The organism is Bacillus sp. FJAT-25509, from assembly GCF_001420605.1.
Classification (GTDB): Bacteria; Bacillota; Bacilli; order Bacillales; family Bacillaceae_G; genus Gottfriedia.
Window position 1 is genome coordinate 1 of record NZ_LJIZ01000023.1, and the last position, 26,291, is coordinate 26,291.

At 34.6% G+C, this 26,291-nt stretch carries 22 protein-coding genes and 18 tRNA genes; 34 read left to right on the forward strand and 6 right to left on the reverse strand.

The window, feature by feature from the left end:
* Positions 1 to 86: 86 nt before the first annotated feature.
* The 26 genes from AN960_RS15230 (at position 87) to AN960_RS15355 (ending at position 13,261) form a co-directional block, all read left to right on the forward strand.
* Positions 87 to 161, forward strand: a tRNA-Gly gene (locus tag AN960_RS15230).
* A gap of 8 nt (positions 162 to 169) precedes the next feature.
* Positions 170 to 256: transfer RNA gene (locus tag AN960_RS15235), tRNA-Leu, on the forward strand.
* A 12-nt stretch (positions 257 to 268) separates the two neighbouring features.
* Positions 269 to 345: transfer RNA gene (locus AN960_RS15240), tRNA-Arg, on the forward strand.
* Positions 346 to 369: 24 nt separating this feature from the next.
* Positions 370 to 446, forward strand: a tRNA-Pro gene (locus AN960_RS15245).
* A gap of 10 nt (positions 447 to 456) precedes the next feature.
* Positions 457 to 529: transfer RNA gene (locus tag AN960_RS15250), tRNA-Ala, on the forward strand.
* A 27-nt stretch (positions 530 to 556) separates the two neighbouring features.
* Positions 557 to 630: transfer RNA gene (locus tag AN960_RS15255), tRNA-Met, on the forward strand.
* Positions 631 to 639: 9 nt separating this feature from the next.
* Positions 640 to 716: transfer RNA gene (locus AN960_RS15260), tRNA-Ile, on the forward strand.
* Between the two features lie 8 nt (positions 717 to 724).
* Positions 725 to 817: transfer RNA gene (locus AN960_RS15265), tRNA-Ser, on the forward strand.
* 196 nt (positions 818 to 1,013) lie between these two features.
* Positions 1,014 to 1,090, forward strand: a tRNA-Met gene (locus AN960_RS15270).
* Positions 1,091 to 1,093: 3 nt separating this feature from the next.
* Positions 1,094 to 1,169, forward strand: a tRNA-Asp gene (locus tag AN960_RS15275).
* Between the two features lie 8 nt (positions 1,170 to 1,177).
* Positions 1,178 to 1,253 (forward strand) — tRNA-Phe (locus AN960_RS15280).
* A 31-nt stretch (positions 1,254 to 1,284) separates the two neighbouring features.
* A tRNA-Thr gene (locus tag AN960_RS15285) sits at positions 1,285 to 1,357 on the forward strand.
* A 9-nt stretch (positions 1,358 to 1,366) separates the two neighbouring features.
* A tRNA-His gene (locus AN960_RS15290) sits at positions 1,367 to 1,442 on the forward strand.
* A 6-nt stretch (positions 1,443 to 1,448) separates the two neighbouring features.
* Positions 1,449 to 1,519 (forward strand) — tRNA-Gly (locus AN960_RS15295).
* Positions 1,520 to 1,536: 17 nt separating this feature from the next.
* Positions 1,537 to 1,613: transfer RNA gene (locus AN960_RS15300), tRNA-Ile, on the forward strand.
* A 21-nt stretch (positions 1,614 to 1,634) separates the two neighbouring features.
* Positions 1,635 to 1,709: transfer RNA gene (locus AN960_RS15305), tRNA-Asn, on the forward strand.
* 6 nt (positions 1,710 to 1,715) lie between these two features.
* A tRNA-Ser gene (locus AN960_RS15310) sits at positions 1,716 to 1,806 on the forward strand.
* Between the two features lie 11 nt (positions 1,807 to 1,817).
* Positions 1,818 to 1,889: transfer RNA gene (locus AN960_RS15315), tRNA-Glu, on the forward strand.
* 441 nt (positions 1,890 to 2,330) lie between these two features.
* On the forward strand, positions 2,331 to 2,885 hold the full coding sequence (locus tag AN960_RS15320; protein ID WP_056473248.1) for a bifunctional transcriptional activator/DNA repair enzyme AdaA: 555 nt from the start codon (positions 2,331 to 2,333) through the stop codon (positions 2,883 to 2,885).
* Positions 2,882 to 3,781, forward strand: coding sequence for a DMT family transporter (locus AN960_RS15325; RefSeq protein WP_056473250.1), 900 nt, complete (start codon positions 2,882 to 2,884; stop codon positions 3,779 to 3,781). The genes AN960_RS15320 and AN960_RS15325 overlap by 4 nt, the downstream gene beginning before the upstream one ends.
* A gap of 689 nt (positions 3,782 to 4,470) precedes the next feature.
* On the forward strand, positions 4,471 to 6,399 hold the full coding sequence (glgB, locus tag AN960_RS15330) for a 1,4-alpha-glucan branching protein GlgB (protein ID WP_056473253.1): 1,929 nt from the start codon (positions 4,471 to 4,473) through the stop codon (positions 6,397 to 6,399).
* Positions 6,347 to 7,474 (forward strand): glucose-1-phosphate adenylyltransferase, encoded by a 1,128-nt coding sequence (locus AN960_RS15335; protein WP_056473255.1) that lies wholly within the window; start codon positions 6,347 to 6,349, stop codon positions 7,472 to 7,474. The genes glgB and AN960_RS15335 overlap by 53 nt, the downstream gene beginning before the upstream one ends.
* A 48-nt stretch (positions 7,475 to 7,522) precedes the next feature.
* A complete protein-coding gene (locus AN960_RS15340; RefSeq protein WP_056473257.1) occupies positions 7,523 to 8,542 on the forward strand; it encodes a GlgC family sugar phosphate nucleotidyltransferase in 1,020 nt (339 codons plus the stop codon).
* Complete coding sequence (gene glgA / locus AN960_RS15345; protein WP_056473261.1) at positions 8,536 to 9,969, forward strand: glycogen synthase GlgA; 1,434 nt, start codon at positions 8,536 to 8,538, stop codon at positions 9,967 to 9,969. Before AN960_RS15340 ends, glgA begins: the two co-directional genes overlap by 7 nt.
* 25 nt (positions 9,970 to 9,994) lie before the next feature.
* A complete protein-coding gene (locus tag AN960_RS15350) occupies positions 9,995 to 12,403 on the forward strand; it encodes a glycogen/starch/alpha-glucan phosphorylase (protein WP_056473262.1) in 2,409 nt (802 codons plus the stop codon).
* A 63-nt stretch (positions 12,404 to 12,466) separates the two neighbouring features.
* Complete coding sequence (locus AN960_RS15355; RefSeq protein ID WP_056473264.1) at positions 12,467 to 13,261, forward strand: lipase family protein; 795 nt, start codon at positions 12,467 to 12,469, stop codon at positions 13,259 to 13,261.
* Positions 13,262 to 13,347: 86 nt separating this feature from the next.
* On the opposite strand, the gene AN960_RS15360 is transcribed toward AN960_RS15355, so the two are convergent.
* Positions 13,348 to 14,136 (reverse strand): TIGR00266 family protein, encoded by a 789-nt coding sequence (locus AN960_RS15360; RefSeq protein ID WP_056473267.1) that lies wholly within the window; start codon positions 14,134 to 14,136, stop codon positions 13,348 to 13,350.
* 474 nt (positions 14,137 to 14,610) lie between these two features.
* On the opposite strand from AN960_RS15360, the gene AN960_RS15365 reads away from it, so the two are divergent.
* Positions 14,611 to 14,811: a cold-shock protein gene (locus tag AN960_RS15365; RefSeq protein ID WP_056473269.1), complete on the forward strand. Its 201-nt coding sequence runs from the start codon at positions 14,611 to 14,613 to the stop codon at positions 14,809 to 14,811.
* A gap of 58 nt (positions 14,812 to 14,869) precedes the next feature.
* Here the strand turns inward: AN960_RS15365 and AN960_RS15370 are convergent, their stop codons facing one another.
* From AN960_RS15370 to AN960_RS15380, 3 genes are all read right to left on the reverse strand, one after another.
* Positions 14,870 to 15,334, reverse strand: coding sequence for a TspO/MBR family protein (locus AN960_RS15370; RefSeq protein ID WP_056473271.1), 465 nt, complete (start codon positions 15,332 to 15,334; stop codon positions 14,870 to 14,872).
* Between the two features lie 108 nt (positions 15,335 to 15,442).
* Entirely contained in the window at positions 15,443 to 16,192 is a 750-nt protein-coding gene (locus AN960_RS15375; RefSeq protein WP_056473272.1) for a TraR/DksA C4-type zinc finger protein, read from the reverse strand.
* Between the two features lie 99 nt (positions 16,193 to 16,291).
* Positions 16,292 to 17,215, reverse strand: a complete 924-nt coding sequence (locus AN960_RS15380; RefSeq protein WP_056473273.1) for a 1,4-dihydroxy-2-naphthoate polyprenyltransferase — start codon at positions 17,213 to 17,215, stop codon at positions 16,292 to 16,294.
* Between the two features lie 154 nt (positions 17,216 to 17,369).
* Here AN960_RS15380 and AN960_RS15385 point away from each other — a divergent pair, with 154 nt between their 5' ends.
* From AN960_RS15385 to menC, 6 genes are all read left to right on the forward strand, one after another.
* A complete protein-coding gene (locus AN960_RS15385; RefSeq protein WP_056473274.1) occupies positions 17,370 to 18,776 on the forward strand; it encodes an isochorismate synthase in 1,407 nt (468 codons plus the stop codon).
* Positions 18,766 to 20,505 carry a 2-succinyl-5-enolpyruvyl-6-hydroxy-3-cyclohexene-1-carboxylic-acid synthase gene (gene menD, locus AN960_RS15390; RefSeq protein WP_056473275.1) on the forward strand — a complete coding sequence of 580 codons (1,740 nt, stop codon included), beginning with the start codon at positions 18,766 to 18,768 and terminating at the stop codon, positions 20,503 to 20,505. Before AN960_RS15385 ends, menD begins: the two co-directional genes overlap by 11 nt.
* An 18-nt stretch (positions 20,506 to 20,523) precedes the next feature.
* Positions 20,524 to 21,351 carry a 2-succinyl-6-hydroxy-2,4-cyclohexadiene-1-carboxylate synthase gene (menH, locus tag AN960_RS15395; RefSeq protein ID WP_056473276.1) on the forward strand — a complete coding sequence of 276 codons (828 nt, stop codon included), beginning with the start codon at positions 20,524 to 20,526 and terminating at the stop codon, positions 21,349 to 21,351.
* Positions 21,348 to 22,166 (forward strand): 1,4-dihydroxy-2-naphthoyl-CoA synthase, encoded by an 819-nt coding sequence (menB, locus tag AN960_RS15400; RefSeq protein ID WP_056473277.1) that lies wholly within the window; start codon positions 21,348 to 21,350, stop codon positions 22,164 to 22,166. The genes menH and menB overlap by 4 nt, the downstream gene beginning before the upstream one ends.
* A 205-nt stretch (positions 22,167 to 22,371) precedes the next feature.
* Complete coding sequence (locus tag AN960_RS15405) at positions 22,372 to 23,817, forward strand: o-succinylbenzoate--CoA ligase (RefSeq protein WP_056473278.1); 1,446 nt, start codon at positions 22,372 to 22,374, stop codon at positions 23,815 to 23,817.
* Between the two features lie 11 nt (positions 23,818 to 23,828).
* The gene (menC, locus tag AN960_RS15410) at positions 23,829 to 24,941 is read left to right on the forward strand and encodes an o-succinylbenzoate synthase (protein WP_056473279.1); all 1,113 of its coding nucleotides are present in this window, start codon (positions 23,829 to 23,831) and stop codon (positions 24,939 to 24,941) included.
* Between the two features lie 102 nt (positions 24,942 to 25,043).
* Here the strand turns inward: menC and yidD are convergent, their stop codons facing one another.
* Together yidD and ytzI are read right to left on the reverse strand one after the other, a co-directional pair.
* Positions 25,044 to 25,298 carry a membrane protein insertion efficiency factor YidD gene (gene yidD, locus AN960_RS15415; RefSeq protein ID WP_056473280.1) on the reverse strand — a complete coding sequence of 85 codons (255 nt, stop codon included), beginning with the start codon at positions 25,296 to 25,298 and terminating at the stop codon, positions 25,044 to 25,046.
* 24 nt (positions 25,299 to 25,322) lie between these two features.
* Positions 25,323 to 25,469 carry a YtzI protein gene (gene ytzI / locus AN960_RS24525; protein WP_156339697.1) on the reverse strand — a complete coding sequence of 49 codons (147 nt, stop codon included), beginning with the start codon at positions 25,467 to 25,469 and terminating at the stop codon, positions 25,323 to 25,325.
* 166 nt (positions 25,470 to 25,635) lie between these two features.
* Here ytzI and ytkD point away from each other — a divergent pair, with 166 nt between their 5' ends.
* Complete coding sequence (gene ytkD, locus AN960_RS15420) at positions 25,636 to 26,115, forward strand: RNA deprotection pyrophosphohydrolase (protein ID WP_056473282.1); 480 nt, start codon at positions 25,636 to 25,638, stop codon at positions 26,113 to 26,115.
* Positions 26,116 to 26,291: the final 176 nt, after the last annotated feature.

Consider the following 26,291-nt stretch of genomic DNA (forward strand, 5'->3'; position numbering starts at 1 on the left):
CAGACGCGCTAGACTTAGGATCTAGTACTTCGGTGTGGGGGTTCGAGTCCCTTCACCCGCACCATTTATCTTGTTAAACAGTATATGCGGAAGTAGTTCAGTGGTAGAATACAACCTTGCCAAGGTTGGGGTCGCGGGTTCGAGCCCCGTCTTCCGCTCCATATATGCTGCCGGGGTGGTGGAATGGCAGACACACAGGACTTAAAATCCTGCGGGGGTTGACCCCGTGCCGGTTCGAGTCCGGCCCTCGGTACCATTTTTATAATATGCGCCCGTAGCTCAATTGGATAGAGCGTTTGACTACGGATCAAAAGGTTATGGGTTCGAGTCCTTTCGGGCGCGCCATATTGTTTCACCTGTAATTCTGAACGGGAAGTGGCTCAGCTTGGTAGAGCACCTGGTTTGGGACCAGGGGGTCGCAGGTTCAAATCCTGTCTTCCCGACCATTTAAAACATGGGGCCTTAGCTCAGCTGGGAGAGCGCCTGCCTTGCACGCAGGAGGTCAGCGGTTCGATCCCGCTAGGCTCCACTTGAAGAACTTAAATTAATTTATTATGGCGGTGTAGCTCAGCTGGCTAGAGCGTACGGTTCATACCCGTGAGGTCGTGGGTTCGACTCCCTCCGCCGCTACTTATTTAAGGACCTTTAGCTCAGCTGGTTAGAGCAGACGGCTCATAACCGTCCGGTCGTAGGTTCGAGTCCTACAAGGTCCACCACTTATAATGGAGTAATACCCAAGTCTGGCTGAAGGGATCGGTCTTGAAAACCGACAGGGGTGTAACAGCCCGCGGGGGTTCGAATCCCTCTTACTCCTCCATTTTTATTAAACTTTATATAAATGGAACTAACTTAGTTAGTATCCACATTATCGCGGGGTGGAGCACGAACGAATATGCTTCGAAGAAATTACTTCAGCATACCAATCGAGCTGCTACTTGCATAATCATCCTGAGATTGGGATGGTCTTAACAAAATAACTTTATTGGAACTATATTAAATAGTATCCACATTATCGCGGGGTGGAGCAGTCTGGTAGCTCGTCGGGCTCATAACCCGAAGGTCGCAGGTTCAAATCCTGTCCCCGCAACCAAATGGTCCCGTGGTGTAGCGGTTAACATGCCTGCCTGTCACGCAGGAGATCGCCGGTTCGATCCCGGTCGGGACCGCCATTTAAGTTGGCTCGGTAGCTCAGTCGGTAGAGCAGAGGACTGAAAATCCTCGTGTCGGCGGTTCGATTCCGTCCCGAGCCACCATCTTAAATAAAAAAAATGATTATAATAATAAGCCGACTTAGCTCAATTGGTAGAGCAACTGACTTGTAATCAGTAGGTTGGGGGTTCAAGTCCTCTAGTCGGCACTCTTTATGGCGGTCGTGGCGAAGTGGTTAACGCATCGGATTGTGGTTCCGACACTCGTGGGTTCGATTCCCATCGGTCGCCCCATATTTTGCGGGTGTAGTTTAATGGTAAAATAGAAGCCTTCCAAGCTTCGGTCGTGGGTTCGATTCCCATCACCCGCTTTTTTATAAAATTTAATGGGCCTATAGCTCAGCTGGTTAGAGCGCACGCCTGATAAGCGTGAGGTCGATGGTTCGAGTCCATTTAGGCCCACCATTAATTTTTATAATTAGTTTTTCCGCAGTAGCTCAGTGGTAGAGCACTCGGCTGTTAACCGAGTGGTCGTAGGTTCGAACCCTACCTGCGGAGCCATATGATAGAGAAGTACCCAAGTGGCTCAAGGGGCGCCCCTGCTAAGGGTGTAGATCGGGTAACCGGTGCGAGGGTTCGAATCCCTTCTTCTCTGCCATATTTTTTTTTGGCCCGTTGGTCAAGCGGTTAAGACACCGCCCTTTCACGGCGGTAACACGGGTTCGAGTCCCGTACGGGTCATAACTAAAGCTCAGTTATTTGTGATAACACAGGTAACTGAGTTTTTTATTTGTCTTTTTTAGGACTTTAGTGAACGACATTTAATTGAATACGCCTTTCTTCATATATTAGAGTGTTCTTCTTTCATTTTAGGATGTACAGGGAGGGAGCTCTTATAGTTGTAATATGTTTGCTGTCAATTTTACAAATAAAGTAATAGAAACAGCACATCGTAGTCCTAGCTCTCCACGGGTTTGCTATTCCTCTTTTCCATTATTCTTCATTTGGGTCACATATCCTTATTTTTCAATACTAATATCCTTTTCACTCATTTTAAATCTAAACATCATCAGTTGATCTATTAACTATTATCCTTCTTCTATAGAAATAGAAAGCAAGAAATTGAAAGCAAGCGCAATATCTTAGTGTTAAAATGTGAATAGCTAAAGATGAGGTGATTAAATGAACGGATTAAATAATGAGGTCATGTGGAATGCAGTTGAATCATGCGATGAAAACTACGATGGAGTGTTTATATATGCAGTTAAGTCCACTGGTATTTGTTGTAAACCTTCGTGTAAGTCAAGAACTCCATTAAAAGAAAATGTATCATATTATCCGTCATTTTCCTTGGCAATTAACGAAGGATACCGTCCATGTAAAAGGTGTCGCCCTGATTTACTTCACACAAATGAGGAGGATATTATTTTATCAGCTAAACATTTTATTGAAAAAGAATATCGAAATAGCTTAACATTGGATCGGTTAGCAAAGGAAGTGGGAGTAAGTAAATTTCACTTGCAAAGATTATTTAAAAAATCCACAGGTTTATCACCGTTAGAATACGCAACTAAGTTAAGAATGATAGAAGCTTTAGGATTGTTACAAGATACTGAGAAAACTATAACTGAAATAGCGCATAAACTTGGCTTTAAAAGCTCGGCACATTTTTCAAGCATGTTTCGTCATCATTTTCATAACACTCCAACCATATTCAGAAAGGGGTTAAATAAATGAAATTAAAAGATGGAATAGCTTTATTAAGCTTAGCTGCATTATGGGGAGCTTCATTTTTATTTATTCGAATAGCTTCACCAGTTTTTGGACCAATTTTAACAATACAAGGAAGAGTAACAATTGCTGCGTTCACCCTGGTGCTATATTTGGTCATTACTAAAAAGTCATTACACTTTAAAAAGAGATGGAGACAATATTTAATAATAGGGGCATTAAATGCAGCAATTCCATTTACATTAATTGCTACATCAGCATTGCATCTGACAGCCTCAATGTCATCCATTCTAAACTCTTTGACGCCATTATTTACAGCGCTTGTTGTCTTTTTATGGACGAAAGAAAAGTTGAGTATGCGAAAGTGGATTGGAATAATAGTGGGAGTAATAGGAGTGATTTTGTTAGTAGGGTGGAGTTCAATTCCGTTTACTTATGATGTTAAAATAGCAATTGGACTTGCAGTTTTGTCGACTATTTCATATGGACTTGCAGGTGTTTATGCAAAGAAAGCATTTGCTTCAGTGCCACCACTATCAATTGCAGCAGGTCAACAAATTGGTGCTGCAATTTTACTTTTACCTTTTACATTTTTAAATTTTACTGCATTTACAGATAAAATTTCGGGAGTTGCTATATTAGCAGTTCTAGGATTAGCATTATTTTGTACTGCTATAGCCTATTTATTGTACTTTTATCTTATCGAAAGTGTTGGGCCAACCAAAACATTAAGTGTTACTTTTTTAATTCCTGTGTTTGGAATGATCTGGGGAGTTCTTATTTTGAAAGAACATATTACATTAGGAATGTTGTTTGGTTTTCTTGTCATTTTATGTGGTGTATTTCTAATTTCAGATATTCGTTCACGTGTAGTATCATCAAGTAAACGAATGCAAGTTTAATAAGCAATTGAAGAATATGACAAAAAAGGATTTTCGTAAAAAACGAAGATCCTTTTTACTATATTACGATTGTTATTTAAGTGAGCTTAAAGTCAGTTCAGGAAAATAATGAAATTGACACGAGCTTTAGTAAGTTTGAAGTGAACCTATATAAATGGATCTCAATAATTTTTGTTGAATTGCCTCTAACGTAAGTCAGTTAATTTAATTACACTATTTTAATCAACATTTATATTTGCTTGGTCTTCCGTATTACGTATAAATTGAATTCGGTTTAGAGATTATTTTTAATTTTGCATCTGAATTTCCATAAAATATGTTGTTGATTTTTAAATATTTTCCCCAAAAAAATTCTTCTACTTAATTCGACAGTCTTCTACAAATCTTTTTAAATATAAAGTTTATATGAGATAAAAGTGTGAAATATGTATGAAATTTTATGAAAAATCAAATTTTTACAAATTGTAACAAGGGAATTTCAAAATACGATGTATAAATATACGTAAATATTCGTTCGACAAATTCGACATTTTTACGACAAGTGCAATAATGACAACGGTTTCATGAATGGTTATTCATTTTCGGAAAAAAGTTTTTGAATTTTTTTTGCATAAAAACAAGGTGAATATATATATTTGTAGAATATTAAGAGATAGAAGAATTTAAGAGATTGTAATGAGGTGAGGATGTTGCTTTTGACACGGCCAACTGAGTTTGATGTGCATTTATTCCATGAGGGAAGTTTATTCCATAGCCATGAATGCTTTGGGGCACATGTAGTAAAAAAAGGGAATAAAGTTGGAACTAATTTTACAGTGTGGGCTCCACATGCGAAAGGTGTCTCAGTTGTTGGGGACTTTAATAATTGGAATGGTTCTGAACATGAAATGGAAAAGTTGAACGATCAAGGGATTTGGACGATATATATCCCCGAAATTGGTCATGGGACGATATACAAGTATGAAATATCAACCAAACAGGGTGATGTTTTATTAAAAAGTGATCCTTTTGCTTTCTATAGTGAACTACGACCAAGCACAGCTTCGATCGTTTATGATCTTTCGGGATATAAATGGAAAGATGCAAAATATCGTAAGCAGAAATTTAAAAAGTCTGTATATGAAGAGCCAGTTTTGATTTATGAAGTACATTTAGGGTCTTGGAAAAAGAAGAAAAACGGTGATTTCTACACTTATGCAGAACTAGCGGCAGAACTAATTCCATATGTAAAAGATCATGGTTTTACACATATTGAAATACTACCATTAGTTGAACATCCATATGATCGTTCTTGGGGGTATCAAGGAGTAGGATATTTTTCATCTACTAGTCGATATGGAAATCCTCATGAGTTAATGAGCTTTATTGACGAATGCCACCAGCAAGGATTGGGAGTCATTATGGATTGGGTGCCTGGTCATTTTTGTAAGGATTCTCACGGATTATACATGTTTGATGGTGAACCGACATATGAATATGAAGGTTATGAAGCTAGAGAAAATGAAGTATGGGGAACAGCGAATTTTGACTTATCAAAACCAGAAGTAAAATCATTTCTTATTTCAAACGCCTTATATTGGATGGAATATTTTCATATTGATGGTTTCAGAGTAGACGCTGTTGCAAATATATTATATTGGAAAAATAGAAATGAAGAGAATCCTTTTGCAACTCACTTTTTAAGAAAATTAAATGAAGCGGTATTTGAACATGATCCACAAGTATTAATGATTGCAGAAGATTCTACTGATTGGCCATTAGTTACTGCACCTACATACGAAGGTGGATTAGGTTTTAATTTTAAGTGGAATATGGGTTGGATGAATGATGTTTTGACTTATATGGAGAAACACCCAACGGAAAGAAAGCATCATCATAATAAGATGACTTTCTCGTTTTTATATGCCTTCTCAGAAAATTTTGTTTTACCTTTTTCACATGATGAAGTAGTACATGGTAAGAAATCTTTGCTAAATAAAATGCCAGGTACATACGAGGAAAAGTTTGCTCAATTAAGGGTACTATTTGGTTATTATTTAGCTCATCCAGGTAAGAAGCTTTTGTTTATGGGAAGTGAATTTGGGCAATTTGATGAGTGGAAGGATTTAGAGCAAGTTGATTGGATGATTAAAGATTATGAATATCATTCCAAGATGAACAAATATTTCAAAGAGTTATTATCGATTTATAAAAAAAATAAATCACTTTATGAAGTTGATAATCATTGGGATGGATTTTCATGGATTGATGCAAATAATGCAGATCAAAGTGTATTTTCATTTATCCGAAAAGGAAAAAACAAAGAAGATTATGTCGTCGTAATCTGTAATTTTAGAGAAGTTTCCTATGACACATATCGAATTGGAGTACCAGCAAAGCAGCGATTTAAAGAATTGCTTTCAAGTGACTATGTACAATTTGGTGGCGATAGTAAAATAAATCGTTCTGCCATTGAATCAGAAGAAATACCATTTCATGGTTTACCATACAGTATTGAAATAGCATTACCTGCCTTTAGTTTTACAATCATACGTCCAGTTAAAATGCGAAAGGGGATTAGCAGCAATGGTTCAGAAAAAATGCGTAGCAATGTTACTAGCAGGGGGAAAAGGGAGTAGATTAAGTTCTTTAACAAAGGAACTAGCAAAACCAGCCGTGGCTTTCGGAGGTAAATATCGAATAATAGATTTTACTTTAAGTAATTGCACAAATTCAGGTATTGATACTGTTGGGGTGCTAACCCAATATCAACCACTAGTACTAAACTCATATATTGGTATAGGAAGTGCATGGGATTTAGATCGCTTAAATGGTGGGGTAACTGTTTTACCTCCATATTCAGAAGCATCTGGCGTTAAATGGTATACAGGTACTGCAAGTGCGATTTATCAAAATTTAAATTATATAAAGCAATATCAGCCTGAATATGTGTTGATTCTTTCAGGTGACCATATTTATAAGATGGATTATAGTAAAATGTTAGACTATCATGTTGAAAAAGAAGCAGATGTATCTATTTCAGTTATCGAAGTTCCGATTGATGAAGCTAGCCGTTTCGGGATTATGAATACAAATGATGAAATGGATATTATAGAATTTGAAGAAAAGCCTCAATATCCAAAGAGTAATTTAGCATCAATGGGAATTTATATTTTTAAATGGAATGTTTTAAAAGAGTTTTTAGAGATGGATGATCGCAATCCAGAATCAAGTAATGACTTTGGTAAAGACGTTATTCCACTATTATTAGAAGAAAAGAAAAAAGTAGTTGCATACCCTTTCAAAGGTTATTGGAAAGATGTTGGTACAGTAAAAAGCTTATGGGAAGCTAATATGGATTTGTTAAATGAGGATAGTGAACTAAATATATATGATCGTGATTGGCGCATATATTCAGTTAATCCGAACCAACCACCACAATATATTGCACCTACGGCAATCGTTGAAGACTCTCTAATTAATGAGGGGTGTGTAGTTGAAGGATTTATATCACATTCTGTATTATTCCAAGGAGTAACAATCGGAGAAGGCAGTATGATAAAAGATTCTGTCGTTATGCCAGGTTGTGTTATTGGAAAAGATGTTCGAATTGAAAGTGCAGTAGTAGCTCCTGGAATGGTTATTCCTGATGGAAGTCTTCTAGGTCCTGAGAAAGATTATGAAGAGGTAATTCTAGTTACAAGCGGAGAATAAGAGGTGGCTCATTCCTCAAATAGAAAAATAGATTGAGAGGGTTATTTGATGAAACATACTATGCTAGGAATAATTGAGGCGTCAACACATTTTGAATCTTTAAAGCCGTTAACACAGCATCGACCATTAGCAACACTTCCTTATGCAGGTCGATATCGTTTAATCGATTTTATGTTAAGTAATATGGTGAACTCAGGTATTACGAGTGTCGCTGTATTTCCTGATCAACCTTATCGATCAATTATTGATCACTTAGGCTCTGGTAAGCATTGGGACTTAAATCGTAAAAAGGATGGACTATTTATTTTTACGCCTGAGCCAACTGATGGAGCTTTTGGTACATTCGATTTCATCGAAAAGCATATTCAATTTTTACAACGTTCTACTCAAAAGTATGTAGTAGTAGCAAATACTTATACGATTTGTTCAGTGGATTTTAGACCAGTTTTAAAGAGACATATCGAAACAAATGCTCAAATTACTGAGTTAAAGCAGTTCGGTAAATCTTTAAATATCTATATCCTTGAAAAAGAGTTATTGTTAAAGCTTTTTGAAAACTTCCATGAAAAAGGCTATGAAACAATTATGGACGTTGTACGCGATCAAAATAATGAGGTTGATCTAAGTGCGTATGAAATACCTCAACAAGTTTCAATCATTCAAACAATTGAGGATTATTTCGAGCAAAGTATGAAATTATTAAATCCTGAGACATGGAATCAATTATTCTTAAAATCTTATCCTGTCTTTACTAAGGTTAAAGATGAGCCACCAACAAAATATTCAAAAGAAGCTATTGTAAAAAATTCAATTGTAGCTAATGGATGTGAAATTGAGGGAACGGTTGAAAATAGTATTATTTCAAGAGCTGTGAAAATTGGAAAAAATACAATTATTCGCAATTGTGTTGTTATGCAAAAATCAATCATTGGAGATAATTGTATATTAGATGGCGTTATTTTAGATAAAGATGTTCGAATTGAAGATGGTGTTGAAATAAAAGGAAGCTTAAGTGAGCCAGTAGTGCTTCAAAAAGGTTCAGTCCAAGGAGCGTTGATTCAGTGGTAAATGTTTTATATATTGTTTCAGAATGTGTACCATTTGTTAAATCGGGAGGGCTTGCAGATGTTGCAGGCGCTCTCCCGAAGTATTTAAATAAACTAAATATGAATGTAAGAGTAATGCTTCCATTCTACTCGTTAATTCCCGCTAAATATAGAGAAGAGGCTAAGCTAGTAAAAGAGCTTTCTATAAATCTAGGCTGGAGAAAACAGTATTGTGGTTTATTTGAATTGAAAGTAGAAGGAACAACCTATTATTTTATTGATAACGAATACTATTTCAATCGTGATAAGTTGTACGGTCATTTTGATGATGGTGAGCGTTTTGCATTCTTTTCTTTAGCTGCAATTGAATGTATTAAAGAATTAGACTTTAAACCAGATGTAATTCACTGTCACGACTGGCATACAGCAATGATCCCATTTTTCATGAAAGAGTATGGCGCATTAAAAGAGATTAATCCAAAAATGAAATCTGTTTTTACAATCCATAACCTTCAATTCCAAGGCGTATTTTCAAAAGAAGTAATGGACGATATGTTAGGTATTGATGAACAATATTTCCGCGATGACTATTTGAAATTTTACGATTGTATCAACTTTATGAAAGCTGGAATCATTTCAAGCGATTTCGTAACAACTGTTAGTCCAACTTATAAAGAAGAAATTAAGCATGAATTTTTTGGAGAGCAATTAGATGGACTATTACGTGAGCAAGATCACAAACTTTTTGGGATTGTAAACGGAATCGATGAAACAATTTATAATCCATCTACTGATCGAAAAATTTACTCTAATTTCGATGAATTTACCATCGAAAATAAGACAGAAAATAAATTGAAATTGCAGGAGTCACTTGCATTAAAAGTGGATGAAAATATTCCTATTATTGCAATGGTTTCCCGATTAACAAGTCAAAAAGGCATTGACCTCATTCAACACGTATTCCCTCAAATGATGGATCATAATGTCCAAGTAGTCATTTTAGGTTCTGGTGATGAAGAATTCGAGAACTTTTTTAAAGCAATGGAGCATAACTACTACGATAAAGTAAGAGCTTATATTGGATTTGATGAAGGCTTTGCTCATCAGATTTATGCAGGTGCAGATTTATTCCTTATGCCTTCTCTATTTGAACCATGTGGACTAGGTCAGCTTATTGCGATGAAGTACGGGTGTGTTCCTATTGTAAGAGAGACTGGGGGGCTAAATGATACTGTCCAGTCATATAATGAAGAGACGAAGAGTGGAACTGGTTTTACTTTTAGTAACTATAATGCTCACGATATGCTTCACACAATTGAACGTGGATTGAGTATTTATGAGAATAAAAAACATTGGAAATCAGTCAGAAGGAATGCAATTAGAAGAGATTCAAGTTGGTTAAAATCTGCTAAAGAATATGCAAAATTATATATGCAGTCTTCAAAGTAAAAATCTTTTAGGGCGAGGTGATTCCATGTTTTCTAGTGTGGAGGAGTTTGAGTTGTGTTTTAAAGAGAAACTAGAAAGTATGCATGGAAAGAGTACTGCAGATAGCACTACTCAAGAGCAATTTCAAACACTCGGAACGATGATTCGCGAACATATAAGCGGTAATTGGTTAGGAACGAGTGAACAATACCGCTTAGAGCGAAAAAAACAAGTTTATTATTTATCAATTGAATTCTTATTAGGAAAGCTTTTGAAAAGTAATTTAATTCATCTAGGGCTTAGAGAGTTATGTGAATCTGGCCTCGAGAGATTAGGAATTTCTTTAAGTGATCTTGAGGAGTTTGAAAGTGATGCTGGACTTGGAAATGGTGGACTTGGACGATTAGCATCATGTTTTCTGGATTCGTTAGCATCACAAGACTTGCCAGGTCATGGATGTGGCATCCGCTACAAACATGGTCTATTTGACCAAAAAATTGTTGATGGATATCAAGTGGAGCTACCTGAGCAATGGCTGAAATACGGAAATGTTTGGGAAGTTAGAAGAGATGATGAAGCAATTGAAGTTTTATTCGGCGGGGAAGTAGAAGCATTTAATAATAAAAATCGGTTGGAATTCCGCCTTCATGATGCAGAAGCAATCACAGCGGTACCGTATGATTTACCGATTATTGGCTACCATACAAACACGGTAAATACATTGAGACTATGGAGTGCTGAAGCGTCTACTCATTCCTCAAATAAATCACTGATGAAATATAAGCGAGAGGCAGAAGCAGTTTCAGAATTCTTATATCCAGATGATACACATGATGAAGGAAAGATTTTACGTCTAAAACAGCAATATTTTTTAGTTTCTGCAAGTATTCAAAGAATAGTAGATTCATATAAGGAGCAGTATGGTAATATTCGTAAGCTTCATGAAGAAATTGCTATTCATGTAAATGATACACATCCAGTTTTAGCGATTCCAGAGTTAATGAGAATTTTAATTGATGTTGAAAAGTTATCCTGGGATGAAGCATGGGAAATTACAACTCAAACGATTTCATATACGAATCATACAACTTTATCAGAAGCACTTGAAAAATGGCGAGTTGATTTATTTAAGCCTTTATTGCCAAGAATTTATATGATTGTAGAAGAAATAAACGAAAGATATTGTAAAGAGCTTTGGAACAAATACCCTGGTGATTGGGATCGAATTGAACAAATGGCTATTATTGCTCATGGAGTCGTTAAAATGGCTCATTTAGCAATTGTAGGCAGTAAGAGCGTTAATGGGGTTGCTGAAATCCACACCGAAATTTTAAAACAAAGAGAAATGAAGCTTTTTTATGAGTATGAACCATTCAAGTTTAATAATAAAACAAATGGTATTACACATAGAAGATGGTTACTCCAATGTAATCCTGAGCTTAGTAGCTTAATAAATGATTCGATCGGAGACGGTTGGATACACGAACCAACTCAACTTGAGAATCTATTAGAATATCAAAATGACGATGCATTCTTATCGCAATTTATGGATGTAAAGAAAAAGAGAAAAGAAGTTCTCGAACATTATGTTCACTATACAAATGGAATTGCATTAGATACAGATTCAATCTTTGATATTCAAGTAAAAAGGATGCATGCATATAAAAGACAATTATTAAATGTTTTACATATCATGTATTTATATAATCGTTTGAAGGAAGATTCACATTTTAAAATGCATCCTAGAACCTTTATTTTTGGAGCAAAAGCATCTCCTGGCTACTACTTTGCTAAGAAAATCATTAAATTAATTCATTCAGTGGCTGATATTGTTAATAATGATCGCTATATAAGTCAATTTATTAAAGTGATTTTTATTGAAAATTATCGAGTTTCATTAGGTGAAATTATTTTTCCAGCAGCGGATGTTAGTGAACAAATTTCGACAGCAAGTAAAGAAGCTTCAGGTACTGGTAATATGAAATTTATGATGAACGGTGCTTTAACGCTTGGTACACTTGACGGTGCAAATATTGAAATTTTAAGAGAAGTTGGCGAGGAGAATATTTTTACATTCGGACTTACAGCTGACGAGGTATTAAATTATTACCAATATGGTGGATATAAAAGCAGTGATTATTACCATCATGATCTGCGAATAAAAAAGGCGTTAGATCAAATGCTTCACGGATTATTTCCGTTACCAAGAGAAGAATTTGAACCAATTTTTGATTCGCTCATGTCTTATAATGATGAGTATTTCTTACTTAGAGATTTCTCTTCATATGTGAAAGCGCATGAATGTATTAATAACACGTATCAAAATAAAAGGGATTGGGCTATAAAGAGTCTTAACAATGTTGCGAAATCAGGATTTTTTACGAGTGATCGCACGATTCGTCAATACGCATCAGAAATATGGAATATTCATCAAAGAACTTTACACCATTCTTAACCTCCTCTTAGTTTATTAGGAGGTTTTTCATATCTTGATGAAAAGCGAGAAAGGAGAGATACGTTGAAATTCCTTTCAGTTGACTATGATAAGGCCTTAGAATTATTACTTTGCATTGAACAGGCATATGCTCAGTTTGAGAATGATGGTAAATTTATGATTCCAGCAAGCTATTCATTAGTAGATACAATTAAAGCATGTGCAATTAGCGAGCTAGAATGGTTTGGCTATATTATTGAAAATGATGAATCCGTGAACATTGTGTTTCGAGGAACGAAATCAGATTTGGATTGGTTAGCTGATTTAAAAATTGATCAAGACTTATTTCCTTATGTGATGAACGGTGGGTGTGTCCATTCGGGGTTTCTATCAATTTATCAATCTTGTCGAGAAATGCTTTTAGAAATTGTGAAGGAAAAGGCTCTTTCAAAAAAAATATTCATAACGGGTCATAGCTTAGGTGGTTCATTGGCCACGTTATTAGGATATGAAATAGCAATGACTGGAATTTGTAACCCGAATGTCTATTCATTTGGCTCTCCTAAAGTAGGGAATATAAAGTTTAAAGAAAACTATGATGAAAATGTTAGGCATAGTTTAAGATTTGTAAATTTATATGACATGGTCCCTTTAAGCCCGCCCTTTAAAGTAGAAGTGAAGCCATTAAACATTTTTTTAGAATACGTTCAAGTGAAACATCCAATCACTTTTTCACTAAATAAAGGGTCTATTAAGAATAGTCACCTTCTATCGACTTATATTGAAGGCGTTAAAAAGATGCAGTCGGATTATGATTATACTCCAACCTTTACTTACAAAATACGTGAAGCAGAACCAGAAGAAGAGGAAGTAATCTAATGGTTAATAGAACAGAAAAAAACTAGTCAAGATTTCGTTGACTAGTTTTTGTATGTATACAAAAAATGCTTTTAAAGTAGTCTAAATTATTCTTTACCATCCAATAAATTACCAAGTCCACCTAATATACTACCTTCTTCTTTAGATGAATTTGGTAAGTATTGACCAATTCGAGAAGCTAATCTTGCTAAAGTTAATGATTGAACCCAAATTGTTCCAGGACCTTGTAATGTAGCGAAGAATAGACCTTCTCCTCCAAAAAGTGCAGTTTTTACATTTCCAACATATTCTATTTCATAATTAACATCACCAGTGAAGCCAACAATACATCCGGTATCGATTTTAACTTTTTCACCTGGCTGAAGTGTTTTTTGGTAAATTGAACCACCAGCATGCAAGAAAGCAAGACCATCACCTTCGAGTTTTTGCATGATAAAGCCCTCACCACCGAATAGACCGGTACTCAATTTCTTTCTAAACTCGATTCCAACTGAAGTTCCTTTTGCTGCTGCCAAGAAAGAATCTTTTTGACAAATGATTTTATTTCCATACTCATGTAAATCTAACGGTATAATTGTTCCAGGGTAAGGAGCGGAGAAACTAACAGTTTTTAAAGAGCTTGAACGGTTTGTAAAACTAGTCATAAACAAGCTTTCACCTGTAACAAGGCGCTTACCTGCTCCGACCAATTTTCCAAATAATCCACCTGATTGCGTTGAACCGTCACCAAATATTGTTTCAAGTTCGATACCATCATCCATCATCATCATTGCTCCGGCTTCAGCAACCACGGTCTCTTTTGGATCAAGCTCTACTTGTACAAACTGCATATCATGGCCATGGATTTTATATGTAACTTCATGAGAATTTTTCATTTTTATTCCTCCTTTTAGTTTAACTATACAAATATTGTAATACTAAAATCTAGTTATTTAATAATAAAAAATTTGATAAATTATTACAGAATCCTCGATTATTTTGACTAATTAATGAGAAAATATACCATTTTTAAAGAAAGCTAGGTAGGTCAAAATGTATAAAAGATAAATATTAAGAATTATATAAAAAATTCTCTCAATTTAGCCCGAGTGTCATTGACGCTCTTTTTCAGATATGATATATTTAAGTTACTATTAACTGCATATTTATTTGAAGGTAAGAAATTAACGATACATTTGCACTACAAAATTTTTAGTAACGCTCATTTTTCTTTGTCTTGAAAAGAAGTTTTGACCACTTTCAATGTTGTAGCAATCCTTTAGCCGATTGGACAATGACGTTCTTTTTCTTTACCCCTCTTTTATGCACGCATTAATAGTGTATATATGTATTTTTAGGAGGTATTATCGATGGAATTCGGTAAAGTTAAATGGTTTAACAGCGAAAAAGGATTTGGATTCATCCAAACTGAAAGTGGAAACGACGTATTCGTACACTTCTCTGCAATTCAAGGCGAAGGTTTCAAAACTTTAGAAGAAGGTCAAGAAGTTCAATTCGAAATCATCGAAGGAAACCGTGGACCACAAGCAGCTAACGTAAACAAAAAATAATTTTTGTTATGTTCAAGGCATCCTTTTTTAGGATGCCTTTTTATATTAATCTAGAAATCTATCTATTTAGTACGTAGATATTGTAGTTTAAATAGGTTGCAAATAATGACCAAATAGAATAGGGAATGAGTAATACAAATGAAGTTTTTGAATGTTTGTAAGCGATGGTCGTTAAAAGAATTGCTGTAACAAAGACGAGTCCACAGTCGATTGTAGCCATCAATAAATCTTTTTGTTTGAATTGAAAATAGCTAAACAACTGGTTAAATACATAATTAATAATAAATACAAAATAAAACCATTTTGCTTTTTTAAAGGATTTTCCTAAAGAAACGATTATACATACGCTTAAAGAAATAAAAGAATATAAGAATGCCCAAATGATTCCGATTGTTTTATCTGAAGGAGTATAGCTAGGTTTAATTAGATGACTATACCACTCGTAGTCGATTGGAAATAAAATAGATGAAATAAAAAATAAACAGTATAAGGAGAAAAATAATACAATTAACTTAATATCCATAAAACCTCCTCAATTAAGTTGTCTTGATTAAGTATATGTATTTAATTTAAAAATATAAAAAAAACGACCACATTGTAGTAATCGTTTTTTAATAAAATTTCAACTCATTTAGTACTTTTCAATGTCTTTCACATCAATTTCAGATAATTCTCCGTTTAAAGCTTGTTCTTCGTAATCATCAAGATCTTGTTCATATTGTTCATGTTTTTTTGTAGGGTAGACAGTTTGATTTTTTCCGTAAATATCAGTACCGATAAAGTTTTCAAATTCTTCTACATAACCTACATTTTCATAGCTCTCAGTAAATGTGCTTCCATACTCCTCAATATTATTAAATTCAAAATCAGACGGTGTTTGAGAATTTCCGTATCTTTCAACATCTTGTAAAGCATCTTCGGCGTCATACATCATTGAGCGATCTTTAGGATCTCTACTAAATGGAGGGTTTAGTACTTCTTCCTCAACGGGACGATCGTATCTTATACTTGAACTTGAAATATGCTGATCATGAGTATGTTCGATCATCGCTTTTGCTGTAGGAAGAGCTTGTAACCGTTCAAACGGTATTTCTTCACCACTTACTTCACATATACCATATGTTCCATTTTCAATTTTTTCTAACGCTGCATTAACATCAATTAGTTCGTTTCTTAAATGCTCATGAAGTGAAATGTCCTTTTCACGTTCAAATAATTCAGTTCCTAAATCTCCTGGATGGTTGTCTGCAAGTGAAAGCTCATCAACAGAATCTCTAAGTGAGTATGGTGTAAAGGCTGGATCATTAAGTCTTTCTTCTATATGTTGTTTTTGTTTCAGTAATTCGTTTTTAAATGTTTGGATTTGTGATTGTGAAAGCATCATGCTCCCCCTTTTCAATAAATGAATATGACTATCCATATTTTGTTCAAAAAGGAGGAAAACATGAATTAAGTTTTTTGAGGAATTGTTCTGTCTTAATTAGGAAAAAATATTTCCAATTATTAAGCCTATAACAAGAAGGAATCCCATTATAGTATTTGTTTTTGCTGTTGCTGCCATGGCTGGCATCATTTCCATTGGTTGAGTTTTACCTATAAATCCTTTTGTTGCTTTTATTGCAACAGGAATACTTATTAATGAAATAAGTGCAAAAGGTGTAATTAAATTCATGATAACAAATACAATAACTAAAGCATATGCAACGGCAAATAGTGAACCAATAAAGATAATTGCATTCTTTTTACCTAATAAGATAACAAGTGTTTTTCGTCCATTTTCCTTGTCATTATCTAGGTCACGAATATTGTTTGCTGTTAAAATTGCTCCAATTGTAATTGAAGTAGGAATAGAAAGTAAGATCACATTTGATGGTAAATTTCCAGCTTGAATATAGTAAGTAATACCAATAATTACAACTCCCATAAAAAAGCCCGCAACTAACTCACCAAATGGAGTGTATGCGATTGGAAGTGGTCCTCCAGTATAAAAATAAGCTGCTGCCATACAAATAAGTCCAATAACTGCTATCCACCAGCTACTTTGAATACAAATATAAATGCCTAGTAGAAGAGCGATACCAAAAAAAGTAAAAGCAAGATTTAAGACAGTTGAAGGTTTAATACCATCCCTTACGATTGCTCCTCCGATACCGACAGAACCTTCATGATCTAGCCCTCTTTTATAATCATAATATTCATTAATCATATTTGCAGCGGCTTGGATCAGTAAACTTGCAATAAGCATTGAAAGAAATAAAAGTAAATGAAATGAGTGATCTATGTGCGCTAACATTGTTCCAATCGCAACAGGAATGAACGCTGCGGTTAATGTATGTGGTCTTAATAAATTCCACCATGTTCTAAAACCTGTTGAGGAAGTTGGAGATTGAACAGTTGGTTGCATGTTAACATCCTCCTTTTTAATATTATTTGAAAATGTAGGTCATTTTACTTTAAAAAAGTATGGACGAACTTCATAAAATTGACAGTCTACATTCATCGTTGTATCTTTAGTTATATCATGTATTTAACGTATATTTAAGCTAGGGGGAACTATTATGCTTAGAACAGGTCAACTGGAATCGATTGCCTTCTTTGAGCATTCTCTTCAAAAGGCAAAAGCTTGTTCAAAACGCTTCATTTGTAAAGTGGAAAAAATAATGAATATCCATCCCCTAAGTGTTTACCATTTTTATCATGAATTGGGTTTTACTGAACGCTTTTATTGGTCAAACCAAGAAAACTCGTTAATTCTCACAGGAATTGGTACTTTAGTTCCTTTTCATCATAGTACAGAAGAACAGTATTCTGCAATAGAAAAAGAATGGAAACGCTTTGGAGAGCAAGTGTATATCGAGCAAGAAAATTGCTTTGGTACAGGACCGATAGCTCTTGGGGGTTTCTCTTTTTTTGATAACTATAAAAATGATCAAGATTGGAAGAATTTTGGTACCTCTCATTTCTATGTACCTAAATTAATGGTGACGGTTACAAACGAAGGGACATTCATCACCTCTAATTATGAAATAAATGAACAAACTTCAGTAGAGGATTTATTGCTTCAATATAAAGAATATGATGACTTTTTAGAAAGGTTTGGAATGAAGCAACCAAGCTTTACACAATCAGAATGTATTAACAAAGATGAATTTGAACCAAATGAATGGATTCAGAGTGTAAAAGAAGCAATTCATCAAATGAAAAACGAAAAATTAGAAAAAGTTGTTTTAAATCGAACTTTAAATGCAACATTTTCTTCAGAAGTAAATTCAACAAAAGTAATTTATGAACTAGAAGCAACAAGAAATGTTAACTATGTTATTTCTTATCAATTAAAAGATACAGTATTTATAAGCGCTACACCTGAGAGATTAATTTCTAAGAAAAATAATACAGTTTCTTCGATGTGTCTTGCTGGATCTGCCGCAAAAGGAATAACTAAGGAAGAAAACACAGAAGCAGCCGATTGGTTATTAAATAGTAAAAAAAATAATGGTGAACATGCTTTTGTTGTAAACTATATACGAGAAACGCTCCAACAATATTGTAATGAATTATCAATTCCCTCAACACCAAGAATAATGGCGACAAAAAGTTTATTGCATTTATTCACGCCAGTTGAAGGGAAATTATATAATCATGTTTCTTTATTTGAATTAATTCAAGCATTACATCCAACACCTGCACTTGGAGGATTTCCTAAGGAAGAGGCATGTAAATTAATTCGTGAACTTGAACCTGTGGACCGGGGATGGTATGGTGCACCGATAGGTTGGATTGATTTAAACGGAAATGGTGATTTTGCTGTAGGTATACGTAGTGCCTTAATTAAAGAAGATAAAGCAAAATTATATGCCGGTTGTGGTGTTGTACAAGATTCAAAACCAGAGGAAGAATTTTTTGAAACTGGTGTAAAGTTTCTGCCAATGCTAAATGCATTAGGAGGGTTACGAAATGAAAGATAATGAAGCACTAACAAAATATATTGGTGCTCTTGTAGATGAAATAAGTGCACTAAATATTCAAAACGTTGTAATAAGTCCAGGATCACGCTCTACACCAATATCGATGTTAGTAAATGAGCATCCAAAATTAAAGTCTTATATCGCAGTAGATGAAAGAGGGGCAGCATTTTTTGCTTTAGGTATCGCTAAAAGCACGAAACAGCCTACAGTATTAATCTGTACTTCTGGAACAGCTGCTTCTAACTATATGCCAGCTATCTCTGAAGCAAAAGAATCTAGAATTCCATTAATCGTATTGACAGCTGATCGACCACATGAGCTTCGAGATATAGGCGCACCACAAGCTATGAATCAAATTGGTTTATACGGTTCATTTGTAAAAAAATTCATTGAGCTAGCCTTACCAGAAGCTTCTGAGGCAATGTACCAATATGCACGTTCAAGCGTTAATCGACTTTACCGTTCTTGTGTGACCGCTCCAATGGGGCCAGTACATATGAATGTGCCACTTCGAGAACCACTTGTTCCAAACTTTGCGATTGATGATTTATTTTCAGCAGGAAAGCGTAAAAATTCTGCCCACACTATACTTACTGAAACTCTTGCGACAATTTCAAACGAAACAAGTAGTGAGTTCACCAAGCTTTTTCAATCAAAAAGAAAAGGCTTATTAGTTTGTGGTCCTTATGTTGAAGAAGGAGCTTTAAAAAAGATTAAAGCTTTAGGGAATATATTAGACTATCCAGTTTTATGTGATCCTCTTTCAAATGGAAGAACGATTAGTGGTAATGAAGACTCGAATGTAATTGATACATATGATACATTTCTTCGTTTTGAAGACGTTGTGGATACACTTGATTCTGAAGTGATCGTACGTTTCGGGGCAATGCCTGTTTCTAAAACGTTTAGCCAATATGTACAAAGGCAAAAAGATTGCGAGCTAATTGTAATTGATGAAGGAGACTTATGGAGGGATCCGACGTTAAAAGCAACTCAAATGATTTCTTGTGATGATATTCAGTTTTGTAATGCAATATTGGAGTCATATCAGAAAACAAGTAGTCTAGAAATAGATTGGTTGAATAAATGGAAAACAATTAATGAAAAAACAAAAAATGGACTACAACAAGCAGAACAGTTTGATGAACTTTTTGAGGGGAAAATCGTTCAAGCTTTAGCAAAAAATTTACTTGAAGAAAGTACATTGTTTGTTTCAAACAGTATGCCTATTCGTGATGTGGATACGTTTTTACTTAGCCAATCTAAAAAGTTAAAAATTGCTTGTAATCGAGGGGTAAATGGAATAGACGGGACAATTGCTACCGCATTAGGAATGGCAGCAGCTGGAGAATGTGTAACATTATTAATTGGAGATTTATCTTTCTATCATGATTTAAATAGTCTAGTCCTTTCTAAACTACATCATTTACCTTTAAGAGTGATACTTGTTAATAATGATGGAGGTGGAATCTTCTCATTTTTACCTCAATCAAAAGAAGAAAAACATTTCGAGGCACTATTCGGAACTCCTTTAGGATTAGAATTCGAGCATGCAACAGCCCTTTTCGGTGGTGTTCATACGAAAATTCAAAATTGGTTTGAACTTGAAGATGAATTAGCGAAAAAGAATAATGGATTACATGTAATTGAAATTCAGACAAATCGTAAAGAAAATTATGAGCTTCATCAAAAAGTTTGGAGCATTGTAAAAGCAGAATACGAGAAATGAAATTAGGTGTTCTTGTTCATGGAAATTATAATAAATGAGGTCACATATTCATATATTGAATCTGGCCAAGGGCAAACAATTCTATTATTGCATGGTTTCACAGGTTCAAAGGATACATGGGGAAGTTTAATAAGTAAACTAGAAAAAAATTATCATGTAATAGCAATAGATTTATTAGGACATGGAAAGACAGATTGTCCAATTAATGATGAGCGGTATAGAATGGAGTTTGCTGCTAAAGATTTACATGATTTTTTAGTACAAAAGCAAATTGATTCTGTGCATCTATTAGGCTATTCGATGGGAGGTAGACTAGCCCTCTATTTCGCTTTAGCCTATCCAACAAAAATTAGATCGCTTATTTTAGAAAGCTGCACGGCTGGTCTTATAACTGAAAATGAAAGATTAGCTCGAATTGAACAAGACAATCATTTATCTTCAATGATCCTAATTGAAGGTATTGAAGAATTTGTTAATTATTGGGGAAACATTCCGTTATTTTCAACTCAAAAAAATTTGACATTAGAGTCACAGCAAAAGATTAAACAAGGAAGATTAAATCAGTCACCAATTGGCTTAAGTAATAGTCTAAAAGGGATGGGCACGGGCATTCAACCATCTTTATGGAGTGACTTGGAGCAATTTAAAAAACCTACTTTATTAGTTTGCGGAGAATATGATGAAAAGTTTTGCTTAATAATGGGGAAAATGAACGAGAGGCTAAAAAATAGCGAAATTATTAAAATTCCACATGCAGGCCATGCAATTCATGTGGAACATTCGGAAAAATTTGCTACAATAGTAATTGGGTTTTTATTGAAAAGTGAAAAGGAGGAAAATTCATGACTATTGAATGGGTACAAGAAAGAAAGTATGAAGAAATTTTATATTCTACATATAATGGAATCGCTAAAATTTCAATCAATCGTCCGCACGTACATAACGCATTTACACCATTAACAGTTTCAGAAATGATTGATGCTTTTGCATATGCAAGAGACGACGAAAAAATTGGTGTTATTATTTTAACAGGTGAAGGTGGAAAAGCATTCTGTTCTGGGGGAGACCAAAGTGTTCGCGGACACGGTGGTTACGTTGGACAAGACCGCATTCCTCGCCTAAATGTATTAGATTTACAACGTTTAATTCGTGTTATTCCAAAGCCTGTAATTGCAATGGTTGCTGGTTATGCAATTGGTGGAGGTAACGTATTAAACGTAGTATGTGACTTAACAATCGCTGCTGAAAACGCTAAGTTTGGACAAACTGGTCCAAAGGTAGGTAGCTTTGATGCTGGTTATGGTTCAGGCTATTTAGCTCGTATAGTAGGGCACAAAAAAGCTCGTGAAATTTGGTACTTATGCCGTCAATATAATGCACAAGAAGCATTAGATATGGGCTTAGTAAATAAAGTAGTACCTTTAGAAGAATTAGAAGCTGAAACAGTTAAATGGGCTGAAGAAATGCTAGAAAAGAGTCCAACTGCACTTCGCTTCTTAAAAGCAGCAATGAATGCAGATACAGATGGATTAGCTGGACTTCAACAGCTAGCTGGAGATGCAACACTTCTTTACTACACAACTGAAGAAGCAAAAGAAGGTCGCGATGCATTTAAAGAAAAACGTACACCTGATTTCGATAAGTTCCCACGTTTTCCTTGATTTGAAAGATGATAAAAGCTTGATGAGAAATCATCAAGCTTTTTTTGCACATTAAGAAAGTATAAATTGGCAGCGGAGAAGAAATCTCGTAATTGATTAAATATTATGTGCAACTACGCTTCTGTCTACGCCTAAAGGCTCACCAATCGGAGAGTTTTCTTTAAATAATATTTTGTACATTTTTAAAATAGTCAGGAAGTGTTTTATGATGAACCAAATTCCGAATTTTTTGCTTGAGAGAGTCAGATTAACTCCTAGTCGAATAGCAATTGCAACAGATGGGGACGAAATTACGTTTAAGGAGTTACATGATCGAGTTATCAATCTTGCATACAATTTTCACTATTGTGGCATTAAAGACGGATCTCATGTTTCGGTTTTAATGAATAATTCCGTTGAATTTATAGAAGTTGTTTATGCACTTCATTATATTGGAGCAACATCAATTTTACTGAATATAAGATTAAGTGATGACGAAATAGTATATCAATTAGAAAATAGTGATTCTGAATTTTTAATCGTGGCGAATTCAAATACGATAAAAATACCTGAAAATATAAAACTGTTAAATAGTAATGAAATGGAGAACTGTGGATCTAAGGAATTTCCGATAAAGTCAAATTTTGACGGAGATAAAATCGCAACTATGATGTTCACATCTGGTACAACGGGTTTCCCAAAAGCAGTGTTACAAACTTATTTTAATCATTGGAGCAGTGCAATTGCTTCAGTATTAAATTTAGGATTAGATCATAAAGATGTATGGTTAGTTTGTTTGCCGATGTTCCATGTGGGCGGCTTATCTACTGTATATAAAAGTGCGATTTATGGCATGAAAATTGTGTTAACGAATAAAGCTGATGCACATACCATTAAGGACTGTGTTAAAGAGCATAATGTAACAATTCTATCAGTTGTAACAAAAGTATTAAATGACCTCTTAACGATTGTTGAGGGTACAAATGATTTAAATAGCGTAAGGGCAGCTTTACTTGGTGGAGGACCTGCTCCGTTACCTCTTTTACAAAAGGCAAGAGCATTAAATGTGCCAGTATATCAAACTTACGGAATGACTGAAACTTGTTCACAAATTGCAACCCTTTCTCCTGAATATATGCTTTCTAAAATTGGTTCGGCAGGTAAAGCTTTATTTGGATGTACGCTAGAAATAAGGGACGATCATCGAACTTGTTTACCAAAAGAAGTAGGAGAAATTGTAGTCAAGGGACCAAACGTGAGTAAAGGTTATTATAAACTTGCTAAGTTATCAGATTCGTCTGAGTATCTATATACAGGAGATTTGGGTTATGTAGATGAGGATGGTTTTTTATTTGTAGTTGACCGTCGAAGTGACTTAATTATTTCAGGCGGAGAGAATATATATCCAGCAGAGATTGAATCAGTATTATTATCGCATCCAGATATCGTTGAAGCGGGTGTAACAGGCAAAGAAGACCCTAGTTGGGGAAAAGTACCTGTTGGATTTGTTGTAAGTAAATCCTCTAATCCTCCGTCACAAGAAGAACTTATCGAGTATTGTCGAGATAAAATCGCAGGGTATAAAATACCAAAGGAAATATTTTATGTAGACAACCTACCAAGAAATGCAACAAACAAGCTAGTTAGAAGAGATCTACTTAAGCTTCTATAAGGGGAATAAACATGTTGATTTGGCAAATTGAATTATTTTTAATTGAACAGCCTCTAAAAATACCTTTTAAAACAAGCTATGGTACATATGAAAAACGTGAAAGTATTATTGTTAAAATTTTAGATGCTAATGGAATATGCGGTTATGGAGAAGTCGTTGCTTTTTCAGAACCTTGGTATACCGAGGAAACGATTCAAACAGCTCTTCATACTTTAAATGATTTCTTTATACCAACCCTATTAAATAAACAGTTTAATCATCCAAGTGAAATAGCGATCTTATTAAATCAATTTAAAGGCAATCAAATGGCTAAATCTGGGCTTGAAGGTGCATATTGGGATTTGTATAGTAAACTAAATTCAATCACTTTAGCACAAGCTTTAGGGGGCAATAAGGCGGATATACCAGTTGGGGTTGTAATTAGTATAGACGAGCCAATAAAAATGTTGAAACAAATTGGTGCATATATAGAAGAAGGCTATGATCGATTTAAAGTTAAAGTTTCAAAAGAAAATGATTATGAAATTGTATCAACTATACGAAATAGCTATCCAACAATCCCTCTAATGATTGATGCCAATTCAGATTATTCGATTGAAGACATTCCGAAACTAAAAAAATTAGATGAATTTAATCTGTTAATGATTGAACAGCCCTTCGGCGAACGCCAATTCATCGAGCACGCCATTCTTCAAAAGGAAATCTCTACGCCAGTCTGTTTAGATGAAAGTATATGTTCCTTAGAGGATGTTAAAATTGCGTATGAATTAAAAGCTTGCGAAATCATTACTGTAAAGCCTGGGAGAGTCGGGGGATTAACTAAATCAATTGAAATTCATGATTATTGTGTAGAAAAGAATATTCCAATTTGGGTTGGAGGCATGATTGAAACAGGGATTTCTAGAATTCAAAACGTTGCACTAGCATCTCTACCCGGATTTACAATACCAGGAGATATTTCGGCTTCATCTAGACATTGGGAGCAAGATCTCATTTTTCCAGAGGTATCTTTAATAAATGGAAAAGTTAATGTACCAGTTAAACCAGGTTTAGGGGTAGAAGTGGATGAAGAGAGAATCCGAAGCATTTCTAAAAAGATTTATAAATATTCTTCTCAAAAATAGAAATTTGGTAGCTCAGGTCTCCGCTAGGAATTCAACACACAGTCAATCTATATAGAAATAACCTAATAAAAAAATACGATCAAATTAAACTTGTTTTTCGTTTCAAGTTTCTTTGACCGTATCTTTTTTTGTTTCCTTATTTATTTTATCAGGTACAGGATCATATCCACCTGGATGTAGTGGGTGACACTTAAGTATTCTTTTAGTCGTTAAATAGGTTCCTTTAAGCGCACCATGGGTTTGTAATGCCTCTAGTCCATAACTTGAGCAAGTTGGATAGAATCTACATGATGGTGGCGTTGCAGGTGAAATCCATTTTTGATAAAATCTAATGATTCCAATTAAAATTTTATTCATATACAAACCTTTCGTCTGCTAGAATTATTTCTCTTCATGGTTATTTTTCATTTTTACGTCTTCTAGCTTATCGACTTTGTGTTGTACACCATATCCTTTATTTACAGTAAGAACGAAAGCACCGAATACAACAACGATAATAATACCACTAACAATAAATACTCCAGTCATACTATGTCCTCCTAAATAGTTATACTACTATGATATAGTATACTGGCCAATATGCAAGGCAATCAAATATTTTCATAAAGTTTCAGGAATATTATTTCAATAATGATGAAACATTTTAATAGAAATAGTACAATGGAAAAACAAGTATGAATGTAGGAAGGTTAAAATGTACATATTTAAAGATTTTTACCATAATACAGTTGAATTATCGTTTGAGAAACATCCATTTTCACCCGCTCCAAAACATGTTTGGGTTATTTGTAAATACAATGACCAATGGTTACTTACAGACCACCAAAGAAGAGGTTACGAATTCCCAGGCGGAAAAGTCGAGGAAGGCGAATCACCTGAAGAAGCAGCTAAACGTGAAGTTTTAGAAGAAACAGGTGGAAATGTTTCTAAAATTAAATATTTAGGGCAATACCGTGTTACAGGTAAGGATAAAATTATCATAAAAAATATTTATTTTGCCGAAATAGGAGAACTTTTAACTCAAAAGCACTACTTTGAAACAAACGGCCCTGTATTGTTAGACGAATTTCCACCAAACATAAAAAAAGATCGCCGATTTAGTTTTATCATGCGTGACGAAGTATTTTCACAAAGTTTAAGTTACTTGAATACTAAAAAAAGCTCACTTTTATAAGGTGAGCTTTTTTACTGTTTCATTATAAATTAGACACCGTAATATAAGATTCATGAGTAATCAATTATTAAGATTGAGCTATTTTACTTACTCATGGAGCCTTTATGAGTAACTAACTTTGAAGTTTGAGCTAATATACTTACCCATGAACTGATTAATAAACTGTTATTTTAAGT

What these genes read in the sequence shown, in the direction of transcription:
- AN960_RS15320 (WP_056473248.1), top strand. Translation starts at nt 2,331, where the DNA reads ATGAACGGATTAAATAATGAGGTCATGTGGAATGCAGTTGAATCATGC.
- AN960_RS15325 (WP_056473250.1), top strand. Translation starts at nt 2,882, where the DNA reads ATGAAATTAAAAGATGGAATAGCTTTATTAAGCTTAGCTGCATTATGG.
- AN960_RS15335 (WP_056473255.1), top strand. Translation starts at nt 6,347, where the DNA reads ATGGTTCAGAAAAAATGCGTAGCAATGTTACTAGCAGGGGGAAAAGGG.
- AN960_RS15340 (WP_056473257.1), top strand. Translation starts at nt 7,523, where the DNA reads ATGAAACATACTATGCTAGGAATAATTGAGGCGTCAACACATTTTGAA.
- AN960_RS15350 (WP_056473262.1), top strand. Translation starts at nt 9,995, where the DNA reads ATGTTTTCTAGTGTGGAGGAGTTTGAGTTGTGTTTTAAAGAGAAACTA.
- AN960_RS15360 (WP_056473267.1), bottom strand. Translation starts at nt 14,136, where the DNA reads ATGAAAAATTCTCATGAAGTTACATATAAAATCCATGGCCATGATATG.
- AN960_RS15365 (WP_056473269.1), top strand. Translation starts at nt 14,611, where the DNA reads ATGGAATTCGGTAAAGTTAAATGGTTTAACAGCGAAAAAGGATTTGGA.
- AN960_RS15370 (WP_056473271.1), bottom strand. Translation starts at nt 15,334, where the DNA reads ATGGATATTAAGTTAATTGTATTATTTTTCTCCTTATACTGTTTATTT.
- AN960_RS15375 (WP_056473272.1), bottom strand. Translation starts at nt 16,192, where the DNA reads ATGCTTTCACAATCACAAATCCAAACATTTAAAAACGAATTACTGAAA.
- AN960_RS15380 (WP_056473273.1), bottom strand. Translation starts at nt 17,215, where the DNA reads ATGCAACCAACTGTTCAATCTCCAACTTCCTCAACAGGTTTTAGAACA.
- AN960_RS15385 (WP_056473274.1), top strand. Translation starts at nt 17,370, where the DNA reads ATGCTTAGAACAGGTCAACTGGAATCGATTGCCTTCTTTGAGCATTCT.
- menD (WP_056473275.1), top strand. Translation starts at nt 18,766, where the DNA reads ATGAAAGATAATGAAGCACTAACAAAATATATTGGTGCTCTTGTAGAT.
- menH (WP_056473276.1), top strand. Translation starts at nt 20,524, where the DNA reads ATGGAAATTATAATAAATGAGGTCACATATTCATATATTGAATCTGGC.
- menB (WP_056473277.1), top strand. Translation starts at nt 21,348, where the DNA reads ATGACTATTGAATGGGTACAAGAAAGAAAGTATGAAGAAATTTTATAT.
- AN960_RS15405 (WP_056473278.1), top strand. Translation starts at nt 22,372, where the DNA reads ATGATGAACCAAATTCCGAATTTTTTGCTTGAGAGAGTCAGATTAACT.
- menC (WP_056473279.1), top strand. Translation starts at nt 23,829, where the DNA reads ATGTTGATTTGGCAAATTGAATTATTTTTAATTGAACAGCCTCTAAAA.
- yidD (WP_056473280.1), bottom strand. Translation starts at nt 25,298, where the DNA reads ATGAATAAAATTTTAATTGGAATCATTAGATTTTATCAAAAATGGATT.
- ytzI (WP_156339697.1), bottom strand. Translation starts at nt 25,469, where the DNA reads ATGACTGGAGTATTTATTGTTAGTGGTATTATTATCGTTGTTGTATTC.
- ytkD (WP_056473282.1), top strand. Translation starts at nt 25,636, where the DNA reads ATGTACATATTTAAAGATTTTTACCATAATACAGTTGAATTATCGTTT.